Consider the following 20,018-nt stretch of genomic DNA (forward strand, 5'->3'; position numbering starts at 1 on the left):
ATGGCGGGATTCGGTGAGCCGGGGGTCGGCACGGTGGACGCCGCGGGGCTGACCGTCGGCGTGGTGGCCGCCCGGTGGCACGGTGAGCTGACCGACCACATGTTGGAGCGGGCGGTCGCCGCCGCCGAGGCGTGCGGGGCGCGCTCCGTGGTCGCCCGGGTGGCCGGTTCGGTCGAGCTGCCGGTGGTGGCCCAGGCCCTCGCGCGTCGCTGCGACGTGGTGGTCGCGCTCGGCGTGGTGGTGCGCGGCGCGACCGCCCACTTCGACTACGTCTGCCAGTCGGTCACCGAGGGGCTGACCCGGGTGGCGCTGGACGAGGGCAAGCCGGTGGCGCACGGGGTGCTCACGGTGGACACCATCGAGCAGGCGCGGGACCGGGCCGGGCTGCCGGGCTCGGCGGAGGACAAGGGCTGGGCGGCCACCGTGGCCGCGCTGGACGCCGCTCTGGCCATCCGGGCTCTCGCCAGCAACGGCCTGCGGGTCGGCTTCGCCGGCTGACCGGTTGGCTGGAAGAATCGCGGCGTGAAGACGTTCGAGGAGTTGTTCGCCGAGCTGCAGGCCAAGGCCGCCGCCGGCACCCCGGGCTCGGGCACCGTCGCCGCCCTGGACAAGGGTGTGCACTTCATCGGCAAGAAGGTCGTCGAGGAGGCGGCCGAGTCGTGGATGGCCGCCGAGCACGAGGGGCCGGAGCGCACCGCCGAGGAGATCTCCCAGCTGCTCTACCAGGTCCAGGTGCTGATGCTGGCCAGCGGCCTCGAGCTCAAGGACGTCTACCGACATCTGTGAGTGCCCCCAACCGTTGATCACACTCGATCGAAGGAGCACTCCGTCATGCTGCGTGTCGCCGTACCCAACAAGGGCGCTCTGGCCGAGAAGGCCGCCGGGATGCTGCGCGAGGCGGGCTACCGCCAGCGCACCGACCCGAAGGACCTGATCTGCCGGGACGAGCCCAACGACATCGAGTTCTTCTACCTGCGGCCCAAGGACATCGCCACCTACGTGGGCTCCGGTGACCTGGACGTCGGCATCACCGGCCGGGACCTGCTGATCGACTCGGGCGCCCCGGCGGAGGAGGTGGTGGACCTGGCCTTCGCCCGGGCCACCTTCCGCTTCGCCGCCCGCCCCGAGGACGTCGACTCGGTGCAGCAGCTCGGCGGGCACCGGATCGCCACGGCGTACCCGGGGCTGGTCGAGCGGTACCTCGGCGAGCTGGGCGTGAAGGCCGACGTGATCCGCCTGGACGGCGCGGTGGAGAACGCCATCCGCCTCGGCGTGGCCGACGTGGTCGCCGACGTGGTGGAGACCGGGGCCACCCTGCGCCAGGCCGGCCTGGTGGTCTTCGGTGACCCGCTGCTGCGCTCCTCGGCGGTGCTGGTCCGCCGGTCCGGTGCTCCGGCGCATCCGCAGGCCGAGCAGCTGCTGCGTCGCCTGCACGGGGTGCTGGTGGCCCGCCGCTACGTGATGCTCGCCTACGACGTGCCGGCCGGCCTGCTGGACCGGGCCAGCTCACTCAGCCCGGGCATCGAGTCGCCCACCGTGTCCCCGCTGCACCGCGAGGGCTGGGTGGCGGTGCAGGCGATGGTGCTCCGCGACGACGTGCACCGGATCATGGACGAGCTCTACGAGCTGGGTGCACGGGCCATCCTGGTCACGAACATCCACGCCTGCCGGCTGTGAGGCCGCTGCCGCCGGCGGCAGCTCTCGCCCTGGTCACGGTGGGCGGGGTGGCCGCCGCGGCGCAGGGCGCGGCGAACGCGGAGCTGGGCGAGCGGGTCGGTGACCCGGTGCTCGGGGCGGTGGTCAACAACGCCGGCGGCAGTCTGCTGATCCTGGCCGGTCTGCTCGCCATGCCGTCGATGCGCTCCGGGCTGGTGGCGCTGCGCCGCTCCCGGCTGCCCTGGTGGTCGTACCTCGGCGGGCTCGGCGGCGCGGCCATCGTGCTGATCGGCGCGTACGTCGTGCCGGTACTCGGGGTGGCCGTCTTCACCATCGCCCAGGTCGCCGGCGGCAGCGTCGGCGGACTTGGCGTGGACCGGGCCGGTCTGGCCCCGGTCGGCCGGCTGCGGCTCACCGTCCCACGGGTGGCCGGCGCGCTGCTCGGTGTGGTGGCGGTCGGGTTGGCCCAGCTCGGTCAGCCCGTCGGGCAGCTCGCCCTCGGGCTGGTCCTGCTCGCCGTGCTGGGCGGGTTCGCGGTCGCGGCGCAGGCCGCACTCAACGGCCGGGTGGCCGCGGCGGGCACCCCGGCCGCGGGCGTGGCCGTCAACTTCGCCACCAGCACCCCGGCCATCCTCGCCGTCGCCGCGCTGGCCGGCACGTTCGCGGTCCGGCCGGCCTGGCCGGACGCCTGGTATCTCTACACCGGCGGCCTGCTCGGCGTGGGCATCGTGTCGTGCCTGCTGGTCGGGGTCCGCTCGGTCGGGGTGCTGCGGACCGGTCTCGCGCTGGTCGCCGGCCAGCTGGCCGGTGCCCTGCTGCTGGACGTGCTGACCGCCGGCGGCCCCGGGCTGCGCTGGCCGGTGCTGGCCGGCGCGCTGCTCACCCTGCTGGCGGTGGCCGTGGCGGGGCGCGGGTCGCGTCCACCGCGGGTGTCCGCGACGCGGCGTGTGGCACCCGGTGGGAACCGCGAGCCGGATGGCAGACTGGTGGGGTGAGTGAAACCGAGCTGATCCGCCTGAAGCCCCGCCGCATCCGGGTGGTCTGCTGGGCCGCCGCGATCGCGCTGCTGGTGGTGTTTGGCCTGGTGGCCACCTCGCTGAGCGGGCCGACCGGCGACGGGTACGGCAGCTTCCAGCGCGGTGACCAGATCGCCATGATCGGCCTGGGTGTCTTCGGGGCGCTCGGCTTCCTGCTGTTCACCCGCCCGCGGGTGGAGGCGGACGCGCGCGGTGTCCGGGTGCGCAACGTGATCGGCTCGTACGAGCTGCCCTGGGAGGTCGTCCGGGGTGTCCGGTTCGACCGGGGCGCGCCCTGGGCCAGCCTGGAGCTGCACGACGACGACCTGCTGCCGATGGTCGCGTTGCAGGCCGCCGACAAGGAGCTGGCCGTCGAGGGGGTCCGGGCGCTGCGCCGGCTGCACCAGGCGCACCAGGCCCAGCTCGCCGAGCGCGCCGCCGACCACTGACCTGACGGCCGAGAGTCCCCGGGCGTCAGAGGGCCGGGGTGCCCGGTTTGGGGGCGACCGGGACGCCGGTGTAGTGTTGTCGAGTCGACCAGGCTGTCGCCGCGTGCGAGCAATCCCACCGAGCGGGCAGCCATGAAAGTGGAGCGCCTGCTCCCACCCGAGTCGCCGCTTCGGTGGCCGGGTCCGGTCCCCGGTTCCGGGTACGTCCCGGCTCCGGATGCGCGATCCTGTGATCGTGCCGACCGGTCGAGCGGGCCCTGGCATACGCCGGGGCCTTCTGCTTTCCGGGTCGGTTCCCACCCGGGAGCCGCGGGGTCGGCAGCACAGCAGAATTCGACTCGAGGAGGCCCCATCAGCGTCGAACCACGCGTGAACGAGCAGATCCGGGCACGTGAGGTCCGACTGGTCGGCCCCGAGGGTGAGCAGGTGGGCATCGTCCCGCTGGAGCGCGCCCTTCAGCTGGCCGCGGACGTCGATCTGGACCTGGTCGAGGTTGCGCCGATGGCGCGCCCGCCGGTGTGCAAGCTCATGGACTTCGGCAAGTTCAAGTACGAGAGCGCACTGAAGGCGCGCGAAGCGCGGCGTAACCAGCAGCAGACCGTCATCAAGGAGATGAAGCTCCGGCCGAAGATCGACCCGCACGACTACGAGACCAAGAAGGGTCACGTGGTGCGGTTCCTCAAGGCCGGGGACAAGGTCAAGGTGACGATCATGTTCCGCGGTCGCGAGCAGAGCCGCCCGGAGCTGGGCTACCGGCTCCTGCGTCGGCTCGAATCCGAGATCACGGAACTGGGATACGTCGAGGCCGCTCCGAAGCAGGACGGCCGAAACATGATCATGGTTCTCGCTCCGCATCGGGCCGTCAAGGCCTCCGCGGTCGCCGCTACGGCGTCCCGCGGTGCACCTCGGGACCGGGCCGCGGACGAGTCCGCCGGACCGGAGTCCGATGAGACCGCGGCGGCCGGCGAGACCGCAGCAGCCGGTGACACCGGCACCCTCGCCGACACCAGCGGCGAGTAACAGGGGAGAAGACGTTCCACATGCCGAAGATGAAGAGCCACACGGGTATGGGTAAGCGGGTCAAGGTGACCGGCAAGGGCAAGATCGTTGCCCAGCAGGCCGGCCTGCGCCACAACCTGGAGAAGAAGTCCTCCACCCACACCCGCCGGCTGACCGGCACGGTCGTGCTGGCCAAGGCCGACGTCAAGCGCATCAAGAAGCTGCTCGGCCGCTGACGCGCGCCACCTTTACCTAAGAAGGAGTTGAGATGGCACGCGTCAAGCGGGCTGTAAACGCCCAGAAGAAGCGTCGTACCCTGCTGGAGACCGCGAGTGGTTACCGCGGTCAGCGCTCCCGGCTGTACCGCAAGGCCAAGGAGCAGGTGCTGCACTCGATGCAGTACGCCTACCGGGACCGTCGCGACCGCAAGGGCGACTTCCGGCAGCTCTGGATCCAGCGGATCAACGCGGGCGCCCGGGCCAACGGGATGACCTACAACCGCCTGATCCAGGGCCTGCGCCTGGCCGGCATCGAGGTCGACCGCAAGATCCTGGCCGACCTGGCCGTCAACGACGCCGCCGCCTTCGCGGCGATCGTCGAGCTGGCCCGGGCCGCGGTCGCGGCCGAGGGCACCGGCGGCGCGGCGGCTCAGGCCGCCTGATCCCCGCACCACGCAGCGAGGCGTCTTCCGTGCCGGCACCACCGCACGGAAGGCGCCTCGGTCGTGCCGGAGGACCGGACACCATGCCCTTCACCCCGCGTACACCCCGGGTGGTCGCCGCCCGCCGACTCCAGCGCCGCCGCGACCGCGAGGCCGCCGGCCGCTTCCTGGCCGAGGGACCGCAGGCGGTCCGCGAGGCCCTCGCGCGGCCCGACCTGGTCACCGAACTCTTCGGTACGCCCACCGCGCTGGACCGCCACGCCGAGCTCGCCGCCACCGCGGCGCGGGCCGACGTGCCGGTCTCCGAGGTGACCGACGAGGCCCTCGCCGCGTTGACCGAGACCGTCGCCCCGCAGGGCGTGGTCGCCGTCTGCCGGCACCTCGACGTGTCGCTGGAGCGGGCGCTCGCCGGCCGGCCCCGCCTGGTGGCGGTGCTCGCCGAGATCCGCGACCCGGGCAACGCCGGCACGGTGCTGCGCACCGCCGACGCCGCCGGGGCGGGTGCGGTGGTGTTCGCCGGTGACGCCGTGGACCCGTACAACGGCAAGTGCGTACGGGCCTCCGCCGGCAGCCTCTTCCACGTCGACGTGGTGCGCGCCGCCGACCCCGCCGAGGTGGTCACGGCGCTGCGCGCCGCCGGGCTGACGGTGCTGGCCACGACCGGGTACGGCGACAGCGACCTGGACGACCTGGCCGACTCCGGCCGGCTCGCCGCCCCGACCGCCTGGCTGTTCGGCTCCGAGGCGCACGGGCTGCCCGACGAGTTGACCGCCGCGGCCGACGCCCGGGTCCGGGTGCCGCTGCACGGGCGTGCGGAGAGCCTCAACCTGGCTGCGGCCGCCGCCGTCTGCCTGTACGCTTCAGCGAGAGCACAGCGCTGATGGTGTCCACACCCGGCGCGACAGACAGCAGGGGAGAGCGTCCGTCCATGAACGCGCCACGGCGTTCGTTTAGCCAGCCCGCCGGTGTCGGCGGGCGGCGGGCCTGACCTGCTCCCCGCACTACTCCCACCGGCGGGCTGCGGCACAGCCGCGCGTCCGTAGACTCGCATCGCCGCCCCGCTGAGGGCTGGCGCCGCCGTGAGGGAGTGCCCGTACGCCATGAGCTACCGCAACGATCCGTACGACCCGAAGCAGGTCGCCCTGCTCGACCCGGCCGCCTTGGCCGAGGCAGTCGCCGATGCCGCGAAGGCGTTCGCCGAAGCCACCGACCCGGACGCGTTGACCGCGCTGCGCCCCGCGCACCTCGGTGACCGGTCCCCGGTCTCGCTGGCCCGCCGGGAGATCGGCGCGCTGCCGCCGGCCGCGAAGTCCGACGCCGGCAAGCGGGTCAACGAGGCCCGCCGCGCGATCGAGACCGCCTACGCGGACCGTTCCGAGGTGCTGGAGCGCGAGCAGGCCGAGCGGGTGCTCGTCGAGGAGCGGGTGGACGTCACCCTGCCCTACGACCGGCGTCCGCGCGGCGCCCGGCACCCGCTGAGCACCCTGATGGACGCGATCAGCGACCTCTTCGTCGGGATGGGCTACGAGGTGGCCGAGGGCCCCGAGGTCGAGCTGGAGTGGGTCAACTTCGACGCGCTGAACATCCCCGCCGACCACCCGGCGCGCGGGCTGATGGACACCTTCCACATCGCACCGGAGGGCTCCGGCCTGGTGCTGCGCACGCACACCTCCACCGTGCAGACCCGCACCATGCTCAGCCGCACGCCGCCGATCTACGTGATCGTGCCCGGCCGGGTCTACCGCACCGACGAGGTGGACGCCACCCACAGCCCGGTCTTCCACCAGGCCGAGGGCCTGGTCGTGGACAAGGGCATCACGATGGCGCACCTGCGCGGCACCCTCGACCACTTCGCCCGGGCCATCTTCGGCCCCGGGGCGAAGACCCGCTGGCGTCCGCACTACTTCCCCTTCACCGAGCCGTCGGCGGAGTTCGACGTCTGGTTCCCCGAGCACCGTGACGGTCCGCAGTGGGTCGAGTGGGGCGGCTGCGGAATGGTCAACCCGCGGGTGCTGCGCGCCTGCGGCGTCGACCCGGAGGTCTACTCCGGATTCGCCTTCGGCATGGGCATCGACCGGACCCTGATGGTCCGGCACGGGGTCAGCGACATCCGTCATCTCTTCGAGGGCGACGTGCGGTTCAGCCGCGGGCTCTCCACCGGGGCGTAGGCGATGCGGGTACGAGACACGGGAACGGTGGTCTGAAGTCATGCGAGTTTCTGTCAGCTGGCTGCGGGAGTACGTCGACATCCCCGCCGAGGTGTCCACCGGTGACCTGGAGCAGGCCCTGGTCGACCTCGGCATCGAGGTCGAGTCCGTGGTGGACCTGCGCGAGACCGTCACCGGTCAGCTCGTCGTCGGTGAGGTACGCGAGATCGAGGAGCTCACCGGCTTCAAGAAGCCGATCCGGTTCTGCCGGGTCGACGTCGGCGACGCCAACGGCACCGGCGAGCCGCAGGAGATCGTCTGCGGGGCGCGCAACTTCGCCGTGGGCGACCGGGTGGTGGTGATCCTGCCCGGCGGCGTGCTGCCCGGCGGCTTCGCCATCGGCGCCCGCAAGACCTACGGGCGCAACTCCAACGGCATGATCACCTCTGCCAAAGAGCTGGGCATCGGCGAGGACCACTCGGGCATCATCGTGCTGCCCGCCGACGTACCGGCCAAGCCCGGCGACGACGCGCGGGGCGTGGTCGGCCTCGACGACGTGGTGCTGGAGCTGGAGATCACCCCGGACCGGGGGTACGCGCTGAGCCTGCGCGGCCTGGCCCGGGAGCTGTCGCACGCGCTCGGCGTGCCGTTCCGCGACCCGGCCCTGGTGCCCGCTCCGGGCGGCACCGACGCGCCGGCGTACCCGGTGGAGGTGCGCGACACGGTCGGCTGCGACCGGTTCACCGCCCGCCTGGTCCGTGGCGTCGACCCGACCGCGCCGACACCGGCCTGGATGCGGCAGCGGCTCACCACGGCGGGCGTACGCAGCATCTCGCTGCCGGTCGACATCACCAACTACGTGATGCTCGAACTGGGCCAGCCGATGCACGCGTTCGACGCCGAGCGGATCGCCGGGCTGCTGGTGGTCCGGCGCGCCCTGCCGGGGGAGAAGCTCACCACCCTCGACGGGGTCGACCGGGTGCTCGTCGCCGACGACATGGTCATCTGTGACGACACCGGGCCGATCTCGCTGGCCGCGGTGATGGGCGGTGAGACCAGCGAGGTCATCGCCGACACCACCGACGTGCTCTTCGAGGCGGCGCACTGGGACCCGGCGATGGTCGGGCGTACCGCCCGCCGGCACAAGCTGTTCAGCGAGGCCGCGAAGCGGTGGGAGCGCGGGGTCGACCCGGCCCTGCCGCTGGTCGCGCTGGACCGCGCGGTACGGCTGCTCACCGAGCACGGTGGCGGCACCCCGGGCACGGAGATCCTGGACCTCGACCACGTCCGGCCGCGTACCCCGATCACGCTGCCGGCGGACCTGCCGACCCGGCGGGTCGGGGTCGACTACCCGCCGGCGCGGGTGGTCGCCCTGCTGGAGCAGGTCGGCTGCACGGTCGCGCAGGGCGCGGACCGGTTGGCCGAGGACCCGGGTGCGGTCGGCGTGGCCAGCGGCGCCGGGGTGGCGCTCAGCGTCACCCCGCCGAGCTGGCGACCCGACCTGACCGACCCGGCCGACCTGGTCGAGGAGGTCGTCCGCCTCGACGGGTACGACCGGGTGCCGTCGGTGCTGCCGGCCGCGCCGCCCGGGCGCGGGCTGACCCCGAGTCAGCGCCGGCGCCGGGCGGTCGCCCGGTCGCTGGCCGAGCGGGGGTACGTGGAGGTGCTCGCGCACCCGTTCGTGTCGGCCGAGCTGGCCGACCTGCTGGGCCTGCCGGCGGACGACCCGCGCCGGCCCGCGGTGCGGCTGGCGAACCCGCTGTCGGAGGAGGAGCCGCTGCTGCGTACCGCCCTGCTCGGCCCGCTGCTGGGCATCCTCAAGCGCAACCTCGGCCGTGGTCAGCGCGACCTGGCGCTCTACGAGATCGGGACGGTCTTCCACCCGCGCGTCGACGCCGGCAGCCCGCCGGCGATGGGCGTGGACCGGCGTCCCACCGACGACGAGTTCGCTGCCGCCGACGCGGTGGTGCCCGCGCAGCCGGTGCACGTCGCCGCGGTGCTGACCGGGGACCTCGACCCGGCCGGCTGGTGGGGGCCGGGCCGCGCCGCCGGCTGGGCGGACGCGATCGAGGCGGCCCGGACGGTGCTCGCCGCCGCGGACATCCCGGAGCAGCGCATCGAGGTGCGGGCCGCCGAGCAGGCCCCGTGGCACCCCGGCCGCTGCGCCGAGCTGCGGGTCGACGGCCTGCCGGTCGGGTACGCCGGCGAGCTGCACCCGGCGGTGGTGGCCGCGCTGGAACTGCCCCGCCGCACCAGCGCCATGGAGCTGGACCTGGACGTGTTGCCGGCGGCGCCGGTGCTGCCGGCTCCGGCGGTCTCCGGCTTCCCGCCGGCGCTGATCGACGTGGCCCTGGTGGTGGACGCCTCCGTGCCGGCCGAGCAGGTGCGCCGGGCCCTGGAGGCGGGGGCCGGCGAGCTGCTGGAGAGCGTGCGGCTCTTCGACGTATACGCCTCGGAGCAGCTCGGCGCGGGCCGCCGGTCGCTGGCGTACAAGCTCACCTTCCGCGCGCCGGACCGGACGCTGACGGTGGAGGAGGCGGTGGCCGCCCGCGACGCGGCGGTGGCCGTGGCCGCGGAGCGTTTCGGCGCCATCCTGCGCGGCGCCTGACGTCGCACGCCCGGCGGCCCCCGTACCCGAGTGGTACGGGGGCCGCCGTCGTTTCCGGGTCCGATGCACGACGCCGAGAGTGGTCATGCATAACTCCGTATTAACTTGCGGGCGCCGGTGATCGTTGCTAACCTTCGGTGCATAAACATGCGGAGGTGAGTATGGGAATCCGAGTCGCGGTCGCCGGGGCGAGCGGCTACGCCGGAGGCGAACTGCTGCGTCTGGTCGCCGGGCACCCGGAGTTCGACCTGGTGGCGGCCACCGCGCACCGCCAGGCCGGGCACCGCCTCGACGTGGTGCACCCGCAGCTCACCGGGCTCGACCTGGTGCTCGGCGAGACCGACCCGGCGTCCCTGGCCGACGCGGACCTGGCCTTCCTGGCCCTGCCGCACGGCGAGTCGGCGGCACTCGCCGCCCAGATGCCGTCCGGGGTGCGGATCGTCGACCTGGGCGCCGACCACCGTCTGGCCGACCCGTACGCCTGGGCCCAGTACTACGGCGGCACGCACGCCGGCCCGTGGACGTACGGGCTGCCCGAGCTGCCCGGCCAGCGCGAGCGCATCGCCGCCGCCACCCGGGTGGCGAACACCGGCTGCTACGCCGCCGCGACCATCCTGGCGCTCGCCCCGCTGATCGCCGCCGGCGTCGCCGACCCGGCCGACGTGGTGGTGGTCGCCGCCTCCGGCACCTCCGGCGCCGGCAAGGCCGCCAAGGCGCACCTGCTCGCCAGCGAGGTGATGGGGAACCTGTCGCCCTACCGGGTCGGCACCCACCAGCACGTTCCGGAGATCAAGCAGGCCACCGGGGCGACCGGCCTGTCGTTCACCCCGGTGCTCGCCCCGATGCCGCGCGGCATCCTGGCCACGGTCACCGCGCTGCCGGCCCGGGGCGCCGACCCGCAGGCGGTGCTCGCCGAGGCGTACGCGGACGCGCCGTTCGTGCACGTGCTGCCCGAGGGCAGGTGGCCGCACACCGCCGCGACCCTCGGCTCCAACTCCTGCCACCTGCAGGCCACCGTCGACGTCGACTCGCGCCGGTTGATCGTGCTCAGCGCCCTGGACAACCTGGGCAAGGGCGCCGCCGGTCAGGCCGTGCAGAACGCCAACCTGATGTTCGGCCTGCCGGAGACGACGGGCCTCTCCGTCTGGGGGATCGCACCATGAGCATCACCGCCCCCCGGGGGTTCCGGGCAGCAGGGGTGGCCGCCGGCCTGAAGGCCAACGGCGGCGCCGACGTCGCGCTCGTGGTCAACGACGGGCCGGACGCCGGCGTGGCCGGCGTGTTCACCGCCAACCGGGTCAAGGCCGCACCCGTGCTCTGGACCCAGCAGGTCGTGAGCGGCGGCGTGGTCCGGGCCGTGGTGCTCAACTCCGGCGGTGCGAACGCCTGCACCGGCCCGGGCGGCTTCCAGGACACCCACGCCACCGCCGAGCACACCGCCGCCGCGCTGACCTCGGTGAGCCCGCGGCTGATGCTCGGCGCCGGCGACGTGGCGGTCTGCTCGACCGGCCTGATCGGTGAGCGGCTGCCGATGCCGAAGCTGCTGCCCGGCGTCCGGTCGGCGATCCGGGGGCTGTCCCGCGACGGCGGCCCGGCGGCCGCCGAGGCGATCATGACGACGGACACCCGACCGAAGACCACGGTGGCCCGGGGCAGCGGCTGGGTCGTCGGCGGGATGGCCAAGGGCGCCGGCATGCTGGCGCCGGCGCTGGCCACCATGCTCTGCGTGCTGACCACCGACGCGGTGGCCGGGCCGGAGACGCTCGACGCGGCGCTGCGCGCGGCGACCCGGCTCACCTTCGACCGGATCGACTCCGACGGCTGCATGTCCACCAACGACACGGTGCTGCTGCTGGCCAGCGGAGCCAGCGGCATCGAGCCGACCCCGCAGGAGTTGACCGCCGCGGTCACCGCCGCCTGCCACGACCTGGCCCAGCAGCTCATCGCGGACGCCGAGGGCGCCACCAAGCAGATCGCCATCGACGTAGTCGACGCCGCCACCGAGGACGACGCGGTCGAGGTGGGCCGGTCGGTGGCGCGCAACAACCTGGTCAAGACGGCGCTGTTCGGCAACGACCCGAACTGGGGCCGGATCCTCGCCGCCGTCGGCACCACCGCCGCCGCCTTCGAGCCGGACCGCATCGACGTGGCGGTCAACGGGGTCTGGGTGTGCCGGGCCGGCGCCGCCGCCGAGGACCGGTCGAAGGTCGACCTGAGCGGGCGGGACGTGACCATCCGGATCGACCTGCACGCCGGCGCCTCGGCCGCGACGATCTGGACCAACGACCTGTCGCACGCGTACGTGCACGAGAACTCGGCGTACTCCACATGAGCCTCGGCACCGACCTCACCCGGGCCCAGGCCAAGGCGGCCACGCTGATCGAGGCGCTGCCCTGGCTGGCCCGCTTCTCCGGCTCCACCGTGGTGGTGAAGTACGGCGGCAACGCGATGATCGATCCCGAGTTGCAGCGGGCCTTCGCCGCCGACATGGTCTTCCTGCGCTACGCCGGCCTCAAGCCGGTCGTGGTGCACGGTGGTGGCCCGCAGATCTCCGCGATGCTGGGCCGGCTCGGCATCGCCAGCGAGTTCCGGGGCGGCCTGCGGGTCACCACCCCCGAGGCGATGGACGTGGTCCGGATGGTGCTGGTCGGCCAGGTCGGCCGGGAGCTGGTGGGGCTGATCAACTCGCACGGGCCGTACGCGGTCGGGCTCTCCGGTGAGGACGCCCGGCTGTTCACCGCGGTGCGCCGCCCCGCGTACGTGGACGGGGAGCCGGTCGACGTCGGCCAGGTCGGCGACGTCGAGTCGGTGGACGTCTCGGCGGTGACCGACCTGATCGCGGCCGGCCGGATCCCGGTGATCTCCACGGTCGCGCCGGACGTCGACGGGGTGCTGCACAACCTCAACGCCGACACCGCCGCCGCCGCGCTGGCCGTCGCCCTGCACGCCCGCAAGCTGGTCGTGCTCACCGACGTGCCCGGTCTCTACGCCGACTGGCCGGACACCACCAGCCTGATCTCCGAGATCGACGGCGACGACCTGGCGAAGCTGCTGCCGAGCCTGGAGTCGGGGATGGTGCCGAAGATGGAGGCGTGCCTGCGGGCGGTGCGCGGGGGAGTGCCCGCCGCCCACGTCGTCGACGGCCGGGTCGCCCACTCCACGCTGCTCGAGGTGTTCACGTCGGAAGGGTTCGGAACGATGGTGGTGAGCGCGAGAGGTGAGCTTGCGAGCCCCCCAGTCGCGAACAAGGAAGGCACGGTGCCGTCATGAGCACGTTGGTGCAGCGCTGGGGCCAGTCCATGATGGACAACTACGGCACGCCGCCGCTGGCGCTGGTCGCCGGCTCCGGCGCCGTCGTGGTCGACGACGCCGGCCGGGAGTACGTCGACCTGCTCGGCGGCATCGCCGTCAACGCCCTCGGCCACGCCCACCCGGCCGTGGTGGCAGCCGTGTCGAAGCAGGTGGCCACCCTCGGCCACGTCTCCAACCTCTACGTCGCCGAGCCGCCGGTGGCCCTGGCCGAGCTGCTGCTGGCGCTGGCCGGCCGGCCCGGCCGGGTGTTCTTTGCCAACTCCGGCGCGGAGGCGAACGAGGCCGCGTTCAAGCTCTCCCGGCGTACCGGGCGGAGCCACGTGGTCGCCGCCGTGGGCGGCTTCCACGGCCGCACCATGGGCGCGCTGGCACTGACCGGGCAGCCGGCCAAGACCGACCCGTTCCGCCCGCTGCCCGGCGAGGTCACCCACGTCGACTACGGCGACGTGGCCGCGCTGGAGGCGGCCGTCACCGACGCCACGGCGATGGTGATCCTGGAGCCGATCCAGGGCGAGAACGGCGTCGTCGTCCCGCCGGCCGGCTACCTCACCGCAGCCCGGCGGATCACCACGCGGCACGGCGCGCTGCTGGTGCTCGACGAGGTGCAGACCGGCGTCGGGCGCACCGGGCACTGGTTCACGCACCAGGCCGAGGGCGTGGAGCCCGACGTGGTCACCCTGGCCAAGGGGCTGGGCGGCGGCCTGCCGATCGGCGCCTGCCTGGCCTTCGGTCCGGCCGCCGACCTGCTCGGCCCCGGCTCGCACGGCACCACCTTCGGCGGCAACCCGGTCAGCTGCGCCGCCGCCCTGGCGGTGGTTTCCACCATCGCCCAGGAGGGGCTCCTCGACCACGTCAAGCGGGTCGGTGAGCGGCTGCGTCGGGGCGTCGAGGCGCTGGGCCACCCCCTGATCGCCGGCGTACGCGGCGCCGGGCTGCTGCTCGGCGTGGTGCTGACCGCGCCGGTGGCCGCGGTGGCGACCGAGGCGCTGCGCGAGGCCGGCTTCCTGGTCAACCCGGTGCAGCCGGGCGTGCTCCGGCTCGCCCCGCCCCTGATCCTCACCGCCGAGCAGGCCGACGCCTTCCTGGCCGCCCTGCCGGCCGCCCTGGACGCGGCGTCACCCGCCGCCGCCGGCACCGCCCCCTCGGGCACCTCCGTCGGTGCGGATCTTGGAGGGAAAGCGCCTCTCCAGGGGCCGAAATCGTCCAGGATCTCGACGGGCACGCCCACGCCGACCACCGCCACCGCGACGGGAACGAGCGCATGATCCGGCACTTCCTGCGCGACGACGACCTCTCGCCGGCCGAGCAGTCGGCGGTGCTCGACCTGGCCGCGCGGATGAAGGCCGACCGGTTCGGCCACCGGCCGCTTGCCGGTCCCCGCTCGGTGGCGGTGCTCTTCGACAAGCAGAGCCTGCGCACCCGGATCTCCTTCGACGTGGGCATCGCCGAGTTGGGCGGGCACCCGCTCGTCGTGGACACCCAGGTCACCCACTTCGGCCGGGGGGAGACCCTCGCCGACGCCGGTCGGGTGCTCTCCCGCTACGTCGCCGCGATCGTGCTGCGCACCCATGGCGACGACCGGATCGCCGAGGTCGCCGACGCGGCCACCGTGCCGGTGGTCAACGCGCTCACCGACACGTTCCACCCCTGCCAGTTGCTGGCCGACCTGCTCACCGTGCGCGAACGGTGCGGCGGCACCGCCGGGCGGACCGTGGCGTACCTCGGCGACGGCGCGAACAACATGGCCCATTCCTACCTGCTCGCCGGAGCGACCGCCGGGATGCACGTACGCATCGCCGGGCCGGCCGGTTTCACCCCCGACCCGGAGGTGGTGACCCGGGCGGAGAAGATCGCCGCGGGCACCGGCGGGTCGGTGCGGCTGCTCACCGACCCGGTGGACGCGGCCGACGGCGCCGACGTGCTGGCCACCGACACCTGGACCTCGATGGGCCAGGAGGACGACGGCCTGGATCGGCTCACCCCGTTCCGGCCGTACCAGGTCAACGCCGAGCTGCTCGGGCGCGCCGCGCCCGGCGCGATCGTGCTGCACTGCCTGCCCGCGCACCGTGGCGAGGAGATCACCGACGAGGTGCTCGACGGTCCGCAGAGCGCGGTCTTCGACCAGGCGGAGAATCGGCTGCACGCCCAGAAGGCGCTGCTGACGTTCCTCCTCGGGGCCGGACCCGCCGTCCCGGGCGCGGCGGCGCCGGGCGCGACCGAGGAGCCCCGATGACCGCCCCGCTGACCCGTGCCGCCCGGCACGCCCGGATCGTGGAACTGATTCGCGACAAGGCGATCCGTTCGCAGACCGAGCTGGCCGACCTGCTCGCCGCCGACGGGGTCGGCGTCACCCAGGCCACCCTCTCCCGGGACCTGGAGGAGCTGGGCGCGGTCAAGGTCCGCGGCGGCGACGGCCCGGCCGTCTACCTCATCCCGGAGGACGGCCACCGGCCGCTGCGCGACGCCGAGGCGGCCCCCGCCCGGCTGGTCCGGCTGCTGCGCGAGCTGCTCAACGGGGTCGACTCCAGCGGCAACATCGCCGTGCTGCGTACCCCGCCGGGCGCAGCCCAGTACCTGGCCAGCGCGTTGGACCGAGCGGGCCTGCCCGAGGTCGTCGGCACCATCGCCGGCGACGACACCATCCTCGTCGTGGCCCGCGAGGCCGTCGGCGGGGCCGCGCTCGGCGACAAGCTCGCCGGCTGGGCCCGCCGGGAAGACAACGTTGAAGGGAGCAGCACACCATGACCGAGCGGGTCGTCCTTGCCTACTCCGGAGGTCTCGACACCTCCGTCGCCATTCCGTACCTGGCCGAGCAGACCGGCGCCGAGGTGATCGCGGTCGCGGTCGACGTCGGCCAGGGCGGCGAGGACCTCGACGCCATCCGGCAGCGCGCGCTGGACTGCGGCGCCGCCGAGTCCGAGGTCGTCGACGCGCGCGACGAGTTCGCCGCCGACTACTGCCTGCCGGCGATCCGGGCCAACGCCCTCTACATGGACCGCTACCCGCTGGTCTCCGCGCTGTCCCGGCCGCTGATCGTCAAGCACCTGGTGGCCGCGGCGCGCAAGCACGGCGGAACGATCGTCTCGCACGGCTGCACCGGCAAGGGCAACGACCAGGTCCGCTTCGAGGTCGGCCTGAACGCGCTCGCCCCCGACCTGAAGATCATCGCGCCGGCCCGCGACTTCGCCTGGACCCGGGACAAGGCGATCGCCTTCGCCGAGGAGAAGGGGCTGCCGATCGACGTGTCGGCCAAGTCGCCGTACTCCATCGACCAGAACCTGTGGGGCCGTGCGGTGGAGACCGGCTTCCTGGAGGACATCTGGAACGCGCCGATCGAGGACCTCTACTCGTACACCTCGGACCCGGCGCAGGAGCGCGACGCCGACGAGGTCGTGATCACCTTCGACGCCGGCGTGCCAGTGGCGATCGACGGTGAGACGGTCACCCCGTACCAGGCGATCCTGGAGCTGAACCGGCGCGCGGGCGCCCAGGGCGTCGGCCGGCTCGACATGGTCGAGGACCGCCTCGTGGGCATCAAGAGCCGCGAGGTGTACGAGGCTCCCGGTGCGATCGCGCTGATCACCGCCCACCAGGAGCTGGAGGCGGTCACCGTGGAGCGGGACCTGGCCCGGTTCAAGCGCGGCGTCGACCAGCGCTGGGGCGAGCTGGTCTACGACGGCCTCTGGTTCTCCCCGCTGAAGGACTCGCTGGACGCCTTCATCGACGACGCCCAGCGGCACGTCACCGGTGAGGTGCGCCTGACGCTGCACGGTGGCCGCGCCACGGTGACCGGCCGGCGCTCCGAGGCGAGCCTCTACGACTTCGGGATGGCCACCTACGACACCGGCGACACCTTCGACCAGTCCCTCGCGAAGGGCTTCGTGCAGCTGTGGGGCCTGCCCAGCAAGATGGCCGCGGCGCGGGACGCCCGGCTGGGCGGCGCGGCACAGTGACCCCCACAATGGGCGGCGTGGACGACAAGAGCCTGACCGAGAACAGCGCCGCCACCAACCGGACGAGCCTGTGGGGCGGCCGGTTCGCCGGCGGCCCCGCCGAGGCGCTCGCCCGGTTGTCGGTCAGCGTGCAGTTCGACTGGCGCCTGGCCCCGTACGACATCGCCGGCTCGCGGGCGCACGCCCGGGTGCTCGCCGGCGCCGGCCTGCTCGACCCGGAGGAGCTGGGTCGGATCCTGGCCGCCCTGGACGACCTGGAGGCCGCCTGCGCCTCCGGGGTGTTCCGGCCCACTGTCGACGACGAGGACGTGCACACCGCGCTGGAGCGGGGGCTGCTGGAGCGCCTCGGCAGCCTCGGCGGCAAGCTGCGCGCCGGCCGGTCCCGCAACGACCAGGTCGCGACGGACCTGCGGCTCTACCTGCGTGACCACGCCCGGGGCGTGGCCAGCCGGCTGGTCGAGCTGGCCGAGGCGCTGGTCGAGCAGGCCGAGCGGCACATCGACACGGCCGCGCCCGGCATGACCCACCTCCAGCACGCCCAGCCGGTCACCTTCGGGCACTGGCTGCTCGCCCACGTCCAGCCGCTGCTACGCGATCTGGAGCGGCTGCGCGACTGGGACCACCGGGCGGCGGTCAGCCCGCTCGGCGCCGGCGCGCTGGCCGGCTCCGGCCTGCCGCTGGACCCGGTGGCGGTCGCCAAGGAGCTGGGCTTCCGCACGTCGTTCGCCAACTCGATGGACGCGGTCGCCGACCGGGACTTCGTCGCCGAGTTCCTCTTCGTCACCGCGCTGATCGGGGTGCACCTGTCCCGCCTCGGTGAGGAGGTGGTGCTGTGGACGTCGCACGAGTTCGGTTGGGTCGAGCTGGACGACGCGTTCGCCACCGGCTCGTCGATCATGCCGCAGAAGAAGAACGCGGACGTCGCCGAGCTGGCCCGGGGCAAGTCCGGCCGGCTGGTCGGCGGTCTGATGACCGTGCTGACCATGCTCAAGGGCCTGCCGATGACCTACGACCGGGACATGCAGGAGGACAAGGAGCCGGCCTTCGACGCGGTCGACACCCTGGAACTGCTGCTGCCGGCCCTCGCCGGGATGATCTCCACGATGACGGTCCGGGTGGACCGGCTGGTCGCCGCCGCGCCCGTCGGTTTCTCGCTGGCCACCGAGGTCGCCGACTGGCTGGTCCGCCGCGGTGTGCCGTTCCGCGACGCGCACGAGATCACCGGCCGGCTGGTGGCGCTCTGCGCCGCCCGGGAGTGCGAGCTGGAGGAGGTCTCCGACGCCGACCTGGCCGCCGTCAGCGAGCACCTCGACCCGTCGGTACGGGACGTGCTCTCGGTCCGCTCGGCCCTCGCGGCCCGGACCACCCCCGGCTCCACCGGCCCCGGCCCGGTCGCCGACCAGCTCGCCGCCGCCGCGGACCGGCTGGCCGGCTGGCGGGACTGGGCCACCGAGCGGGTCGTACCGCGCTGAGCTCGACGCGGCGCCGGCGCTGGCCGCCGGCGCCGCGACCGGTTCAGGCCGTGGGGCGCTCCCGCTTCGGGAGCTTCGCCACCACCATGTCGTACGACGCGTCGACCGCCTCGGTCAGCTCCTCGTCGTCGATGCCGCCGTCCAGGCGCAGCGTGTTCCATCCGGACCGGCCGATGTAGGGCATCACCTGGGCGTCGGAGGGGTGCCGGCGCAGCCACTCGTCGGCCACCTCGCGGGTCTGGCCGCACTTGATCCCGACGGTCGGTTTCGCCTCGGCCGAGCCGAGGAAGGCGAAGATCCGGCTGCCCACCTTCACCACCTCGTCGCCCTCCCAGGGCTGGTCCAACCAGGCTCCCGGCTTCGCCAGGCAGTACGCCAGCATCTCCGCGCGGTCCATCGCGTCCCTCCCGGATTCCTCGTGGGCACAGTCTGCCCGCAAAGTGGCCCGCCCGGAGGTCGCGTGCCGTGCCGGTCCGGCGCCGCGTCCCGGGGAGGCGGCCCGATCGCCCGGCCGGGCAGCTGACACCGGCCGACGTTCTCGTGCGGCGCTGCGGCGCCCGGCGCGACTCAGCCGGTCTGCTCGCCGGAGCGTGCGATGATCCGCTCGTAGCGCTGCTGGGCGGCCTGCGCGCTGCCCAGGCCCAGCCCATGGGCGATGGACTGCCAGGTGAGTCCACGATCGCGGGCCAGCGTCAGCAGGCCCGCCTCCAACGCGTCGAGCTCGGCGCGGACGTGCGGCAGCAGGGTCAGCGCGGCGGTGATGTCGCCGGCGTCGACCGCCTCCTCCCCGGGCTCCCGCTGCGCGCCGCCGGCGGCGAGGGCGGTGACCAGCGCCACCGCCTCCCACGGGTCGACCACGGTGGGGTGGGCCCAGCGGCGGCGGCGTTCGTCGGTGCGGGCGTGCCGCTCGGAGATCCGGTGCAGCGCGTCGTAGCTGCGGTGGGCGCGCGGCCGGGCCGGGGCGAACTGTTCTTCCGGAGTCATGACCCGATCACAGCTCATCAACGAAACGTTGTCAACAGAATGTTGAGACAGGATGGTCGGGTCGGTGGCTGGGTACCGTCGGGGCCATGAACGTCCTTCCGGGTGACCGCGCCGCCGACACCGACCTGGCGGCGCTGGCGGATCTGCTCGCCGGCCCGCTGCTGCCGGCCGCGCGGGGGCTGCTGGGCTGCCGGCTGCAGGCGGGCGGGGTCACCGTCCGGATCACCGAGGTCGAGGCGTACGCCGGCGACGGTGGCGATCCCGCCTCGCACGCCCACCGGGGGCGTACCCCGCGCAACGCGGTGATGTTCGGCCCGGCCGGGTACGCCTACGTCTACTTCACCTACGGCATGCACTGGTGCATGAACGTGGTCACGGGCGTCGAGGGCGAGGCCGCCGGGGTGCTGCTGCGCGCCGGTGAGGTGGTGGACGGGCTCGACGTCGCGCGGGCGCGGCGCCCGGCCCTGCGTCGCGACGTGGATCTCGCCCGCGGCCCGGCCCGGCTCTGCGCGGCGCTCGGTATCGACCGGGCGGCGTACGGCACCTACCTGCTCGGGGACGGCCCGGTCCGGCTACGCCCGCCGGCCGAGCTGGTGCCGGAGGACGCGGTCGTCGCCGGCCCGCGGGTCGGCGTCACCGGGGCGCACGACGTGCCGTGGCGGTTCTGGCTGGCCGGCGACCCGACGGTCAGCGCCTACCGCCGCCACGTTCCCCGCGTCCGGCGCTGAGCATCGTCCGGCCCGGCGGCCCGGCGTGGTCCT

At 73.9% G+C, this 20,018-nt stretch carries 22 protein-coding genes; 20 read left to right on the plus strand and 2 right to left on the minus strand.

Annotated elements, in window-relative coordinates:
* The 19 genes from ribH to argH all read left to right on the plus strand — a co-directional run bounded on the left by ribH (position 1) and on the right by argH (position 18,273).
* The gene (ribH, locus tag ACFOW4_RS08435) at positions 1-498 is read left to right on the plus strand and encodes a 6,7-dimethyl-8-ribityllumazine synthase (RefSeq protein ID WP_377526020.1); all 498 of its coding nucleotides are present in this window, start codon (positions 1-3) and stop codon (positions 496-498) included.
* Between the two features lie 24 nt (positions 499-522).
* On the plus strand, positions 523-786 hold the full coding sequence (locus ACFOW4_RS08440; protein ID WP_030335709.1) for a phosphoribosyl-ATP diphosphatase: 264 nt from the start codon (positions 523-525) through the stop codon (positions 784-786).
* A 45-nt stretch (positions 787-831) separates the two neighbouring features.
* Entirely contained in the window at positions 832-1,677 is an 846-nt protein-coding gene (hisG, locus tag ACFOW4_RS08445; RefSeq protein WP_377526021.1) for an ATP phosphoribosyltransferase, read from the plus strand.
* Positions 1,674-2,651: a DMT family transporter gene (locus tag ACFOW4_RS08450; RefSeq protein WP_377526023.1), complete on the plus strand. Its 978-nt coding sequence runs from the start codon at positions 1,674-1,676 to the stop codon at positions 2,649-2,651. Before hisG ends, ACFOW4_RS08450 begins: the two co-directional genes overlap by 4 nt.
* On the plus strand, positions 2,648-3,121 hold the full coding sequence (locus ACFOW4_RS08455; RefSeq protein ID WP_377526024.1) for a PH domain-containing protein: 474 nt from the start codon (positions 2,648-2,650) through the stop codon (positions 3,119-3,121). The genes ACFOW4_RS08450 and ACFOW4_RS08455 overlap by 4 nt, the downstream gene beginning before the upstream one ends.
* Positions 3,122-3,490: 369 nt before the next feature.
* Positions 3,491-4,141 carry a translation initiation factor IF-3 gene (gene infC / locus ACFOW4_RS08460; RefSeq protein WP_377526026.1) on the plus strand — a complete coding sequence of 217 codons (651 nt, stop codon included), beginning with the start codon at positions 3,491-3,493 and terminating at the stop codon, positions 4,139-4,141.
* A 20-nt stretch (positions 4,142-4,161) separates the two neighbouring features.
* Complete coding sequence (gene rpmI / locus ACFOW4_RS08465) at positions 4,162-4,356, plus strand: 50S ribosomal protein L35 (RefSeq protein ID WP_099852283.1); 195 nt, start codon at positions 4,162-4,164, stop codon at positions 4,354-4,356.
* Between the two features lie 32 nt (positions 4,357-4,388).
* Positions 4,389-4,781: a 50S ribosomal protein L20 gene (rplT, locus tag ACFOW4_RS08470; RefSeq protein ID WP_030335718.1), complete on the plus strand. Its 393-nt coding sequence runs from the start codon at positions 4,389-4,391 to the stop codon at positions 4,779-4,781.
* A gap of 29 nt (positions 4,782-4,810) precedes the next feature.
* Positions 4,811-5,662, plus strand: coding sequence for a TrmH family RNA methyltransferase (locus tag ACFOW4_RS08475; protein WP_377526027.1), 852 nt, complete (start codon positions 4,811-4,813; stop codon positions 5,660-5,662).
* Positions 5,663-5,881: 219 nt separating this feature from the next.
* Positions 5,882-6,949 (plus strand): phenylalanine--tRNA ligase subunit alpha, encoded by a 1,068-nt coding sequence (gene pheS, locus ACFOW4_RS08480; protein WP_377526029.1) that lies wholly within the window; start codon positions 5,882-5,884, stop codon positions 6,947-6,949.
* 40 nt (positions 6,950-6,989) lie between these two features.
* Complete coding sequence (pheT, locus tag ACFOW4_RS08485) at positions 6,990-9,536, plus strand: phenylalanine--tRNA ligase subunit beta (protein WP_377526030.1); 2,547 nt, start codon at positions 6,990-6,992, stop codon at positions 9,534-9,536.
* A 161-nt stretch (positions 9,537-9,697) separates the two neighbouring features.
* Positions 9,698-10,699, plus strand: coding sequence for an N-acetyl-gamma-glutamyl-phosphate reductase (gene argC, locus ACFOW4_RS08490; protein WP_377526125.1), 1,002 nt, complete (start codon positions 9,698-9,700; stop codon positions 10,697-10,699).
* Positions 10,696-11,868, plus strand: coding sequence for a bifunctional glutamate N-acetyltransferase/amino-acid acetyltransferase ArgJ (argJ, locus tag ACFOW4_RS08495; protein ID WP_377526032.1), 1,173 nt, complete (start codon positions 10,696-10,698; stop codon positions 11,866-11,868). Before argC ends, argJ begins: the two co-directional genes overlap by 4 nt.
* On the plus strand, positions 11,865-12,806 hold the full coding sequence (argB, locus tag ACFOW4_RS08500; RefSeq protein WP_377526033.1) for an acetylglutamate kinase: 942 nt from the start codon (positions 11,865-11,867) through the stop codon (positions 12,804-12,806). Before argJ ends, argB begins: the two co-directional genes overlap by 4 nt.
* Positions 12,803-14,113, plus strand: coding sequence for an acetylornithine transaminase (locus ACFOW4_RS08505; RefSeq protein ID WP_377526034.1), 1,311 nt, complete (start codon positions 12,803-12,805; stop codon positions 14,111-14,113). Before argB ends, ACFOW4_RS08505 begins: the two co-directional genes overlap by 4 nt.
* Complete coding sequence (argF, locus tag ACFOW4_RS08510; RefSeq protein WP_377526036.1) at positions 14,110-15,081, plus strand: ornithine carbamoyltransferase; 972 nt, start codon at positions 14,110-14,112, stop codon at positions 15,079-15,081. The genes ACFOW4_RS08505 and argF overlap by 4 nt, the downstream gene beginning before the upstream one ends.
* Complete coding sequence (locus ACFOW4_RS08515) at positions 15,078-15,593, plus strand: arginine repressor (RefSeq protein ID WP_377526037.1); 516 nt, start codon at positions 15,078-15,080, stop codon at positions 15,591-15,593. The genes argF and ACFOW4_RS08515 overlap by 4 nt, the downstream gene beginning before the upstream one ends.
* Positions 15,590-16,801, plus strand: coding sequence for an argininosuccinate synthase (locus ACFOW4_RS08520; protein WP_377526040.1), 1,212 nt, complete (start codon positions 15,590-15,592; stop codon positions 16,799-16,801). The genes ACFOW4_RS08515 and ACFOW4_RS08520 overlap by 4 nt, the downstream gene beginning before the upstream one ends.
* Positions 16,802-16,809: 8 nt before the next feature.
* Complete coding sequence (gene argH / locus ACFOW4_RS08525) at positions 16,810-18,273, plus strand: argininosuccinate lyase (RefSeq protein WP_377526041.1); 1,464 nt, start codon at positions 16,810-16,812, stop codon at positions 18,271-18,273.
* Positions 18,274-18,316: 43 nt separating this feature from the next.
* Here argH and ACFOW4_RS08530 read toward each other — a convergent pair whose 3' ends face one another.
* Positions 18,317-18,670 carry an MmcQ/YjbR family DNA-binding protein gene (locus tag ACFOW4_RS08530; RefSeq protein WP_377526044.1) on the minus strand — a complete coding sequence of 118 codons (354 nt, stop codon included), beginning with the start codon at positions 18,668-18,670 and terminating at the stop codon, positions 18,317-18,319.
* 170 nt (positions 18,671-18,840) lie between these two features.
* Positions 18,841-19,257, minus strand: coding sequence for a DNA-binding protein (locus ACFOW4_RS08535; RefSeq protein WP_377526045.1), 417 nt, complete (start codon positions 19,255-19,257; stop codon positions 18,841-18,843).
* A gap of 86 nt (positions 19,258-19,343) precedes the next feature.
* Between ACFOW4_RS08535 and ACFOW4_RS08540 the strand changes: the two genes are divergently transcribed.
* On the plus strand, positions 19,344-19,985 hold the full coding sequence (locus ACFOW4_RS08540) for a DNA-3-methyladenine glycosylase (RefSeq protein ID WP_377526046.1): 642 nt from the start codon (positions 19,344-19,346) through the stop codon (positions 19,983-19,985).
* Positions 19,986-20,018: the final 33 nt, after the last annotated feature.

The organism is Micromonospora sp. GCM10011542 (assembly GCF_042650685.1).
Taxonomy (GTDB): Bacteria; Actinomycetota; Actinomycetes; order Mycobacteriales; family Micromonosporaceae; genus Micromonospora.

Bases quoted from the DNA above. Each gene is read 5' to 3' on its own strand.
- ribH (WP_377526020.1), top strand. From the start codon at position 1: ATGGCGGGATTCGGTGAGCCGGGGGTCGGCACGGTGGACGCCGCGGGG.
- hisG (WP_377526021.1), top strand. From the start codon at position 832: ATGCTGCGTGTCGCCGTACCCAACAAGGGCGCTCTGGCCGAGAAGGCC.
- rpmI (WP_099852283.1), top strand. From the start codon at position 4,162: ATGCCGAAGATGAAGAGCCACACGGGTATGGGTAAGCGGGTCAAGGTG.
- rplT (WP_030335718.1), top strand. From the start codon at position 4,389: ATGGCACGCGTCAAGCGGGCTGTAAACGCCCAGAAGAAGCGTCGTACC.
- pheS (WP_377526029.1), top strand. From the start codon at position 5,882: ATGAGCTACCGCAACGATCCGTACGACCCGAAGCAGGTCGCCCTGCTC.
- pheT (WP_377526030.1), top strand. From the start codon at position 6,990: ATGCGAGTTTCTGTCAGCTGGCTGCGGGAGTACGTCGACATCCCCGCC.
- argC (WP_377526125.1), top strand. From the start codon at position 9,698: ATGGGAATCCGAGTCGCGGTCGCCGGGGCGAGCGGCTACGCCGGAGGC.
- argJ (WP_377526032.1), top strand. From the start codon at position 10,696: ATGAGCATCACCGCCCCCCGGGGGTTCCGGGCAGCAGGGGTGGCCGCC.
- argB (WP_377526033.1), top strand. From the start codon at position 11,865: ATGAGCCTCGGCACCGACCTCACCCGGGCCCAGGCCAAGGCGGCCACG.
- ACFOW4_RS08505 (WP_377526034.1), top strand. From the start codon at position 12,803: ATGAGCACGTTGGTGCAGCGCTGGGGCCAGTCCATGATGGACAACTAC.
- argF (WP_377526036.1), top strand. From the start codon at position 14,110: ATGATCCGGCACTTCCTGCGCGACGACGACCTCTCGCCGGCCGAGCAG.
- ACFOW4_RS08515 (WP_377526037.1), top strand. From the start codon at position 15,078: ATGACCGCCCCGCTGACCCGTGCCGCCCGGCACGCCCGGATCGTGGAA.
- ACFOW4_RS08520 (WP_377526040.1), top strand. From the start codon at position 15,590: ATGACCGAGCGGGTCGTCCTTGCCTACTCCGGAGGTCTCGACACCTCC.
- argH (WP_377526041.1), top strand. From the start codon at position 16,810: ATGGGCGGCGTGGACGACAAGAGCCTGACCGAGAACAGCGCCGCCACC.
- ACFOW4_RS08530 (WP_377526044.1), bottom strand. From the start codon at position 18,670: ATGGACCGCGCGGAGATGCTGGCGTACTGCCTGGCGAAGCCGGGAGCC.
- ACFOW4_RS08535 (WP_377526045.1), bottom strand. From the start codon at position 19,257: ATGACTCCGGAAGAACAGTTCGCCCCGGCCCGGCCGCGCGCCCACCGC.
- ACFOW4_RS08540 (WP_377526046.1), top strand. From the start codon at position 19,344: ATGAACGTCCTTCCGGGTGACCGCGCCGCCGACACCGACCTGGCGGCG.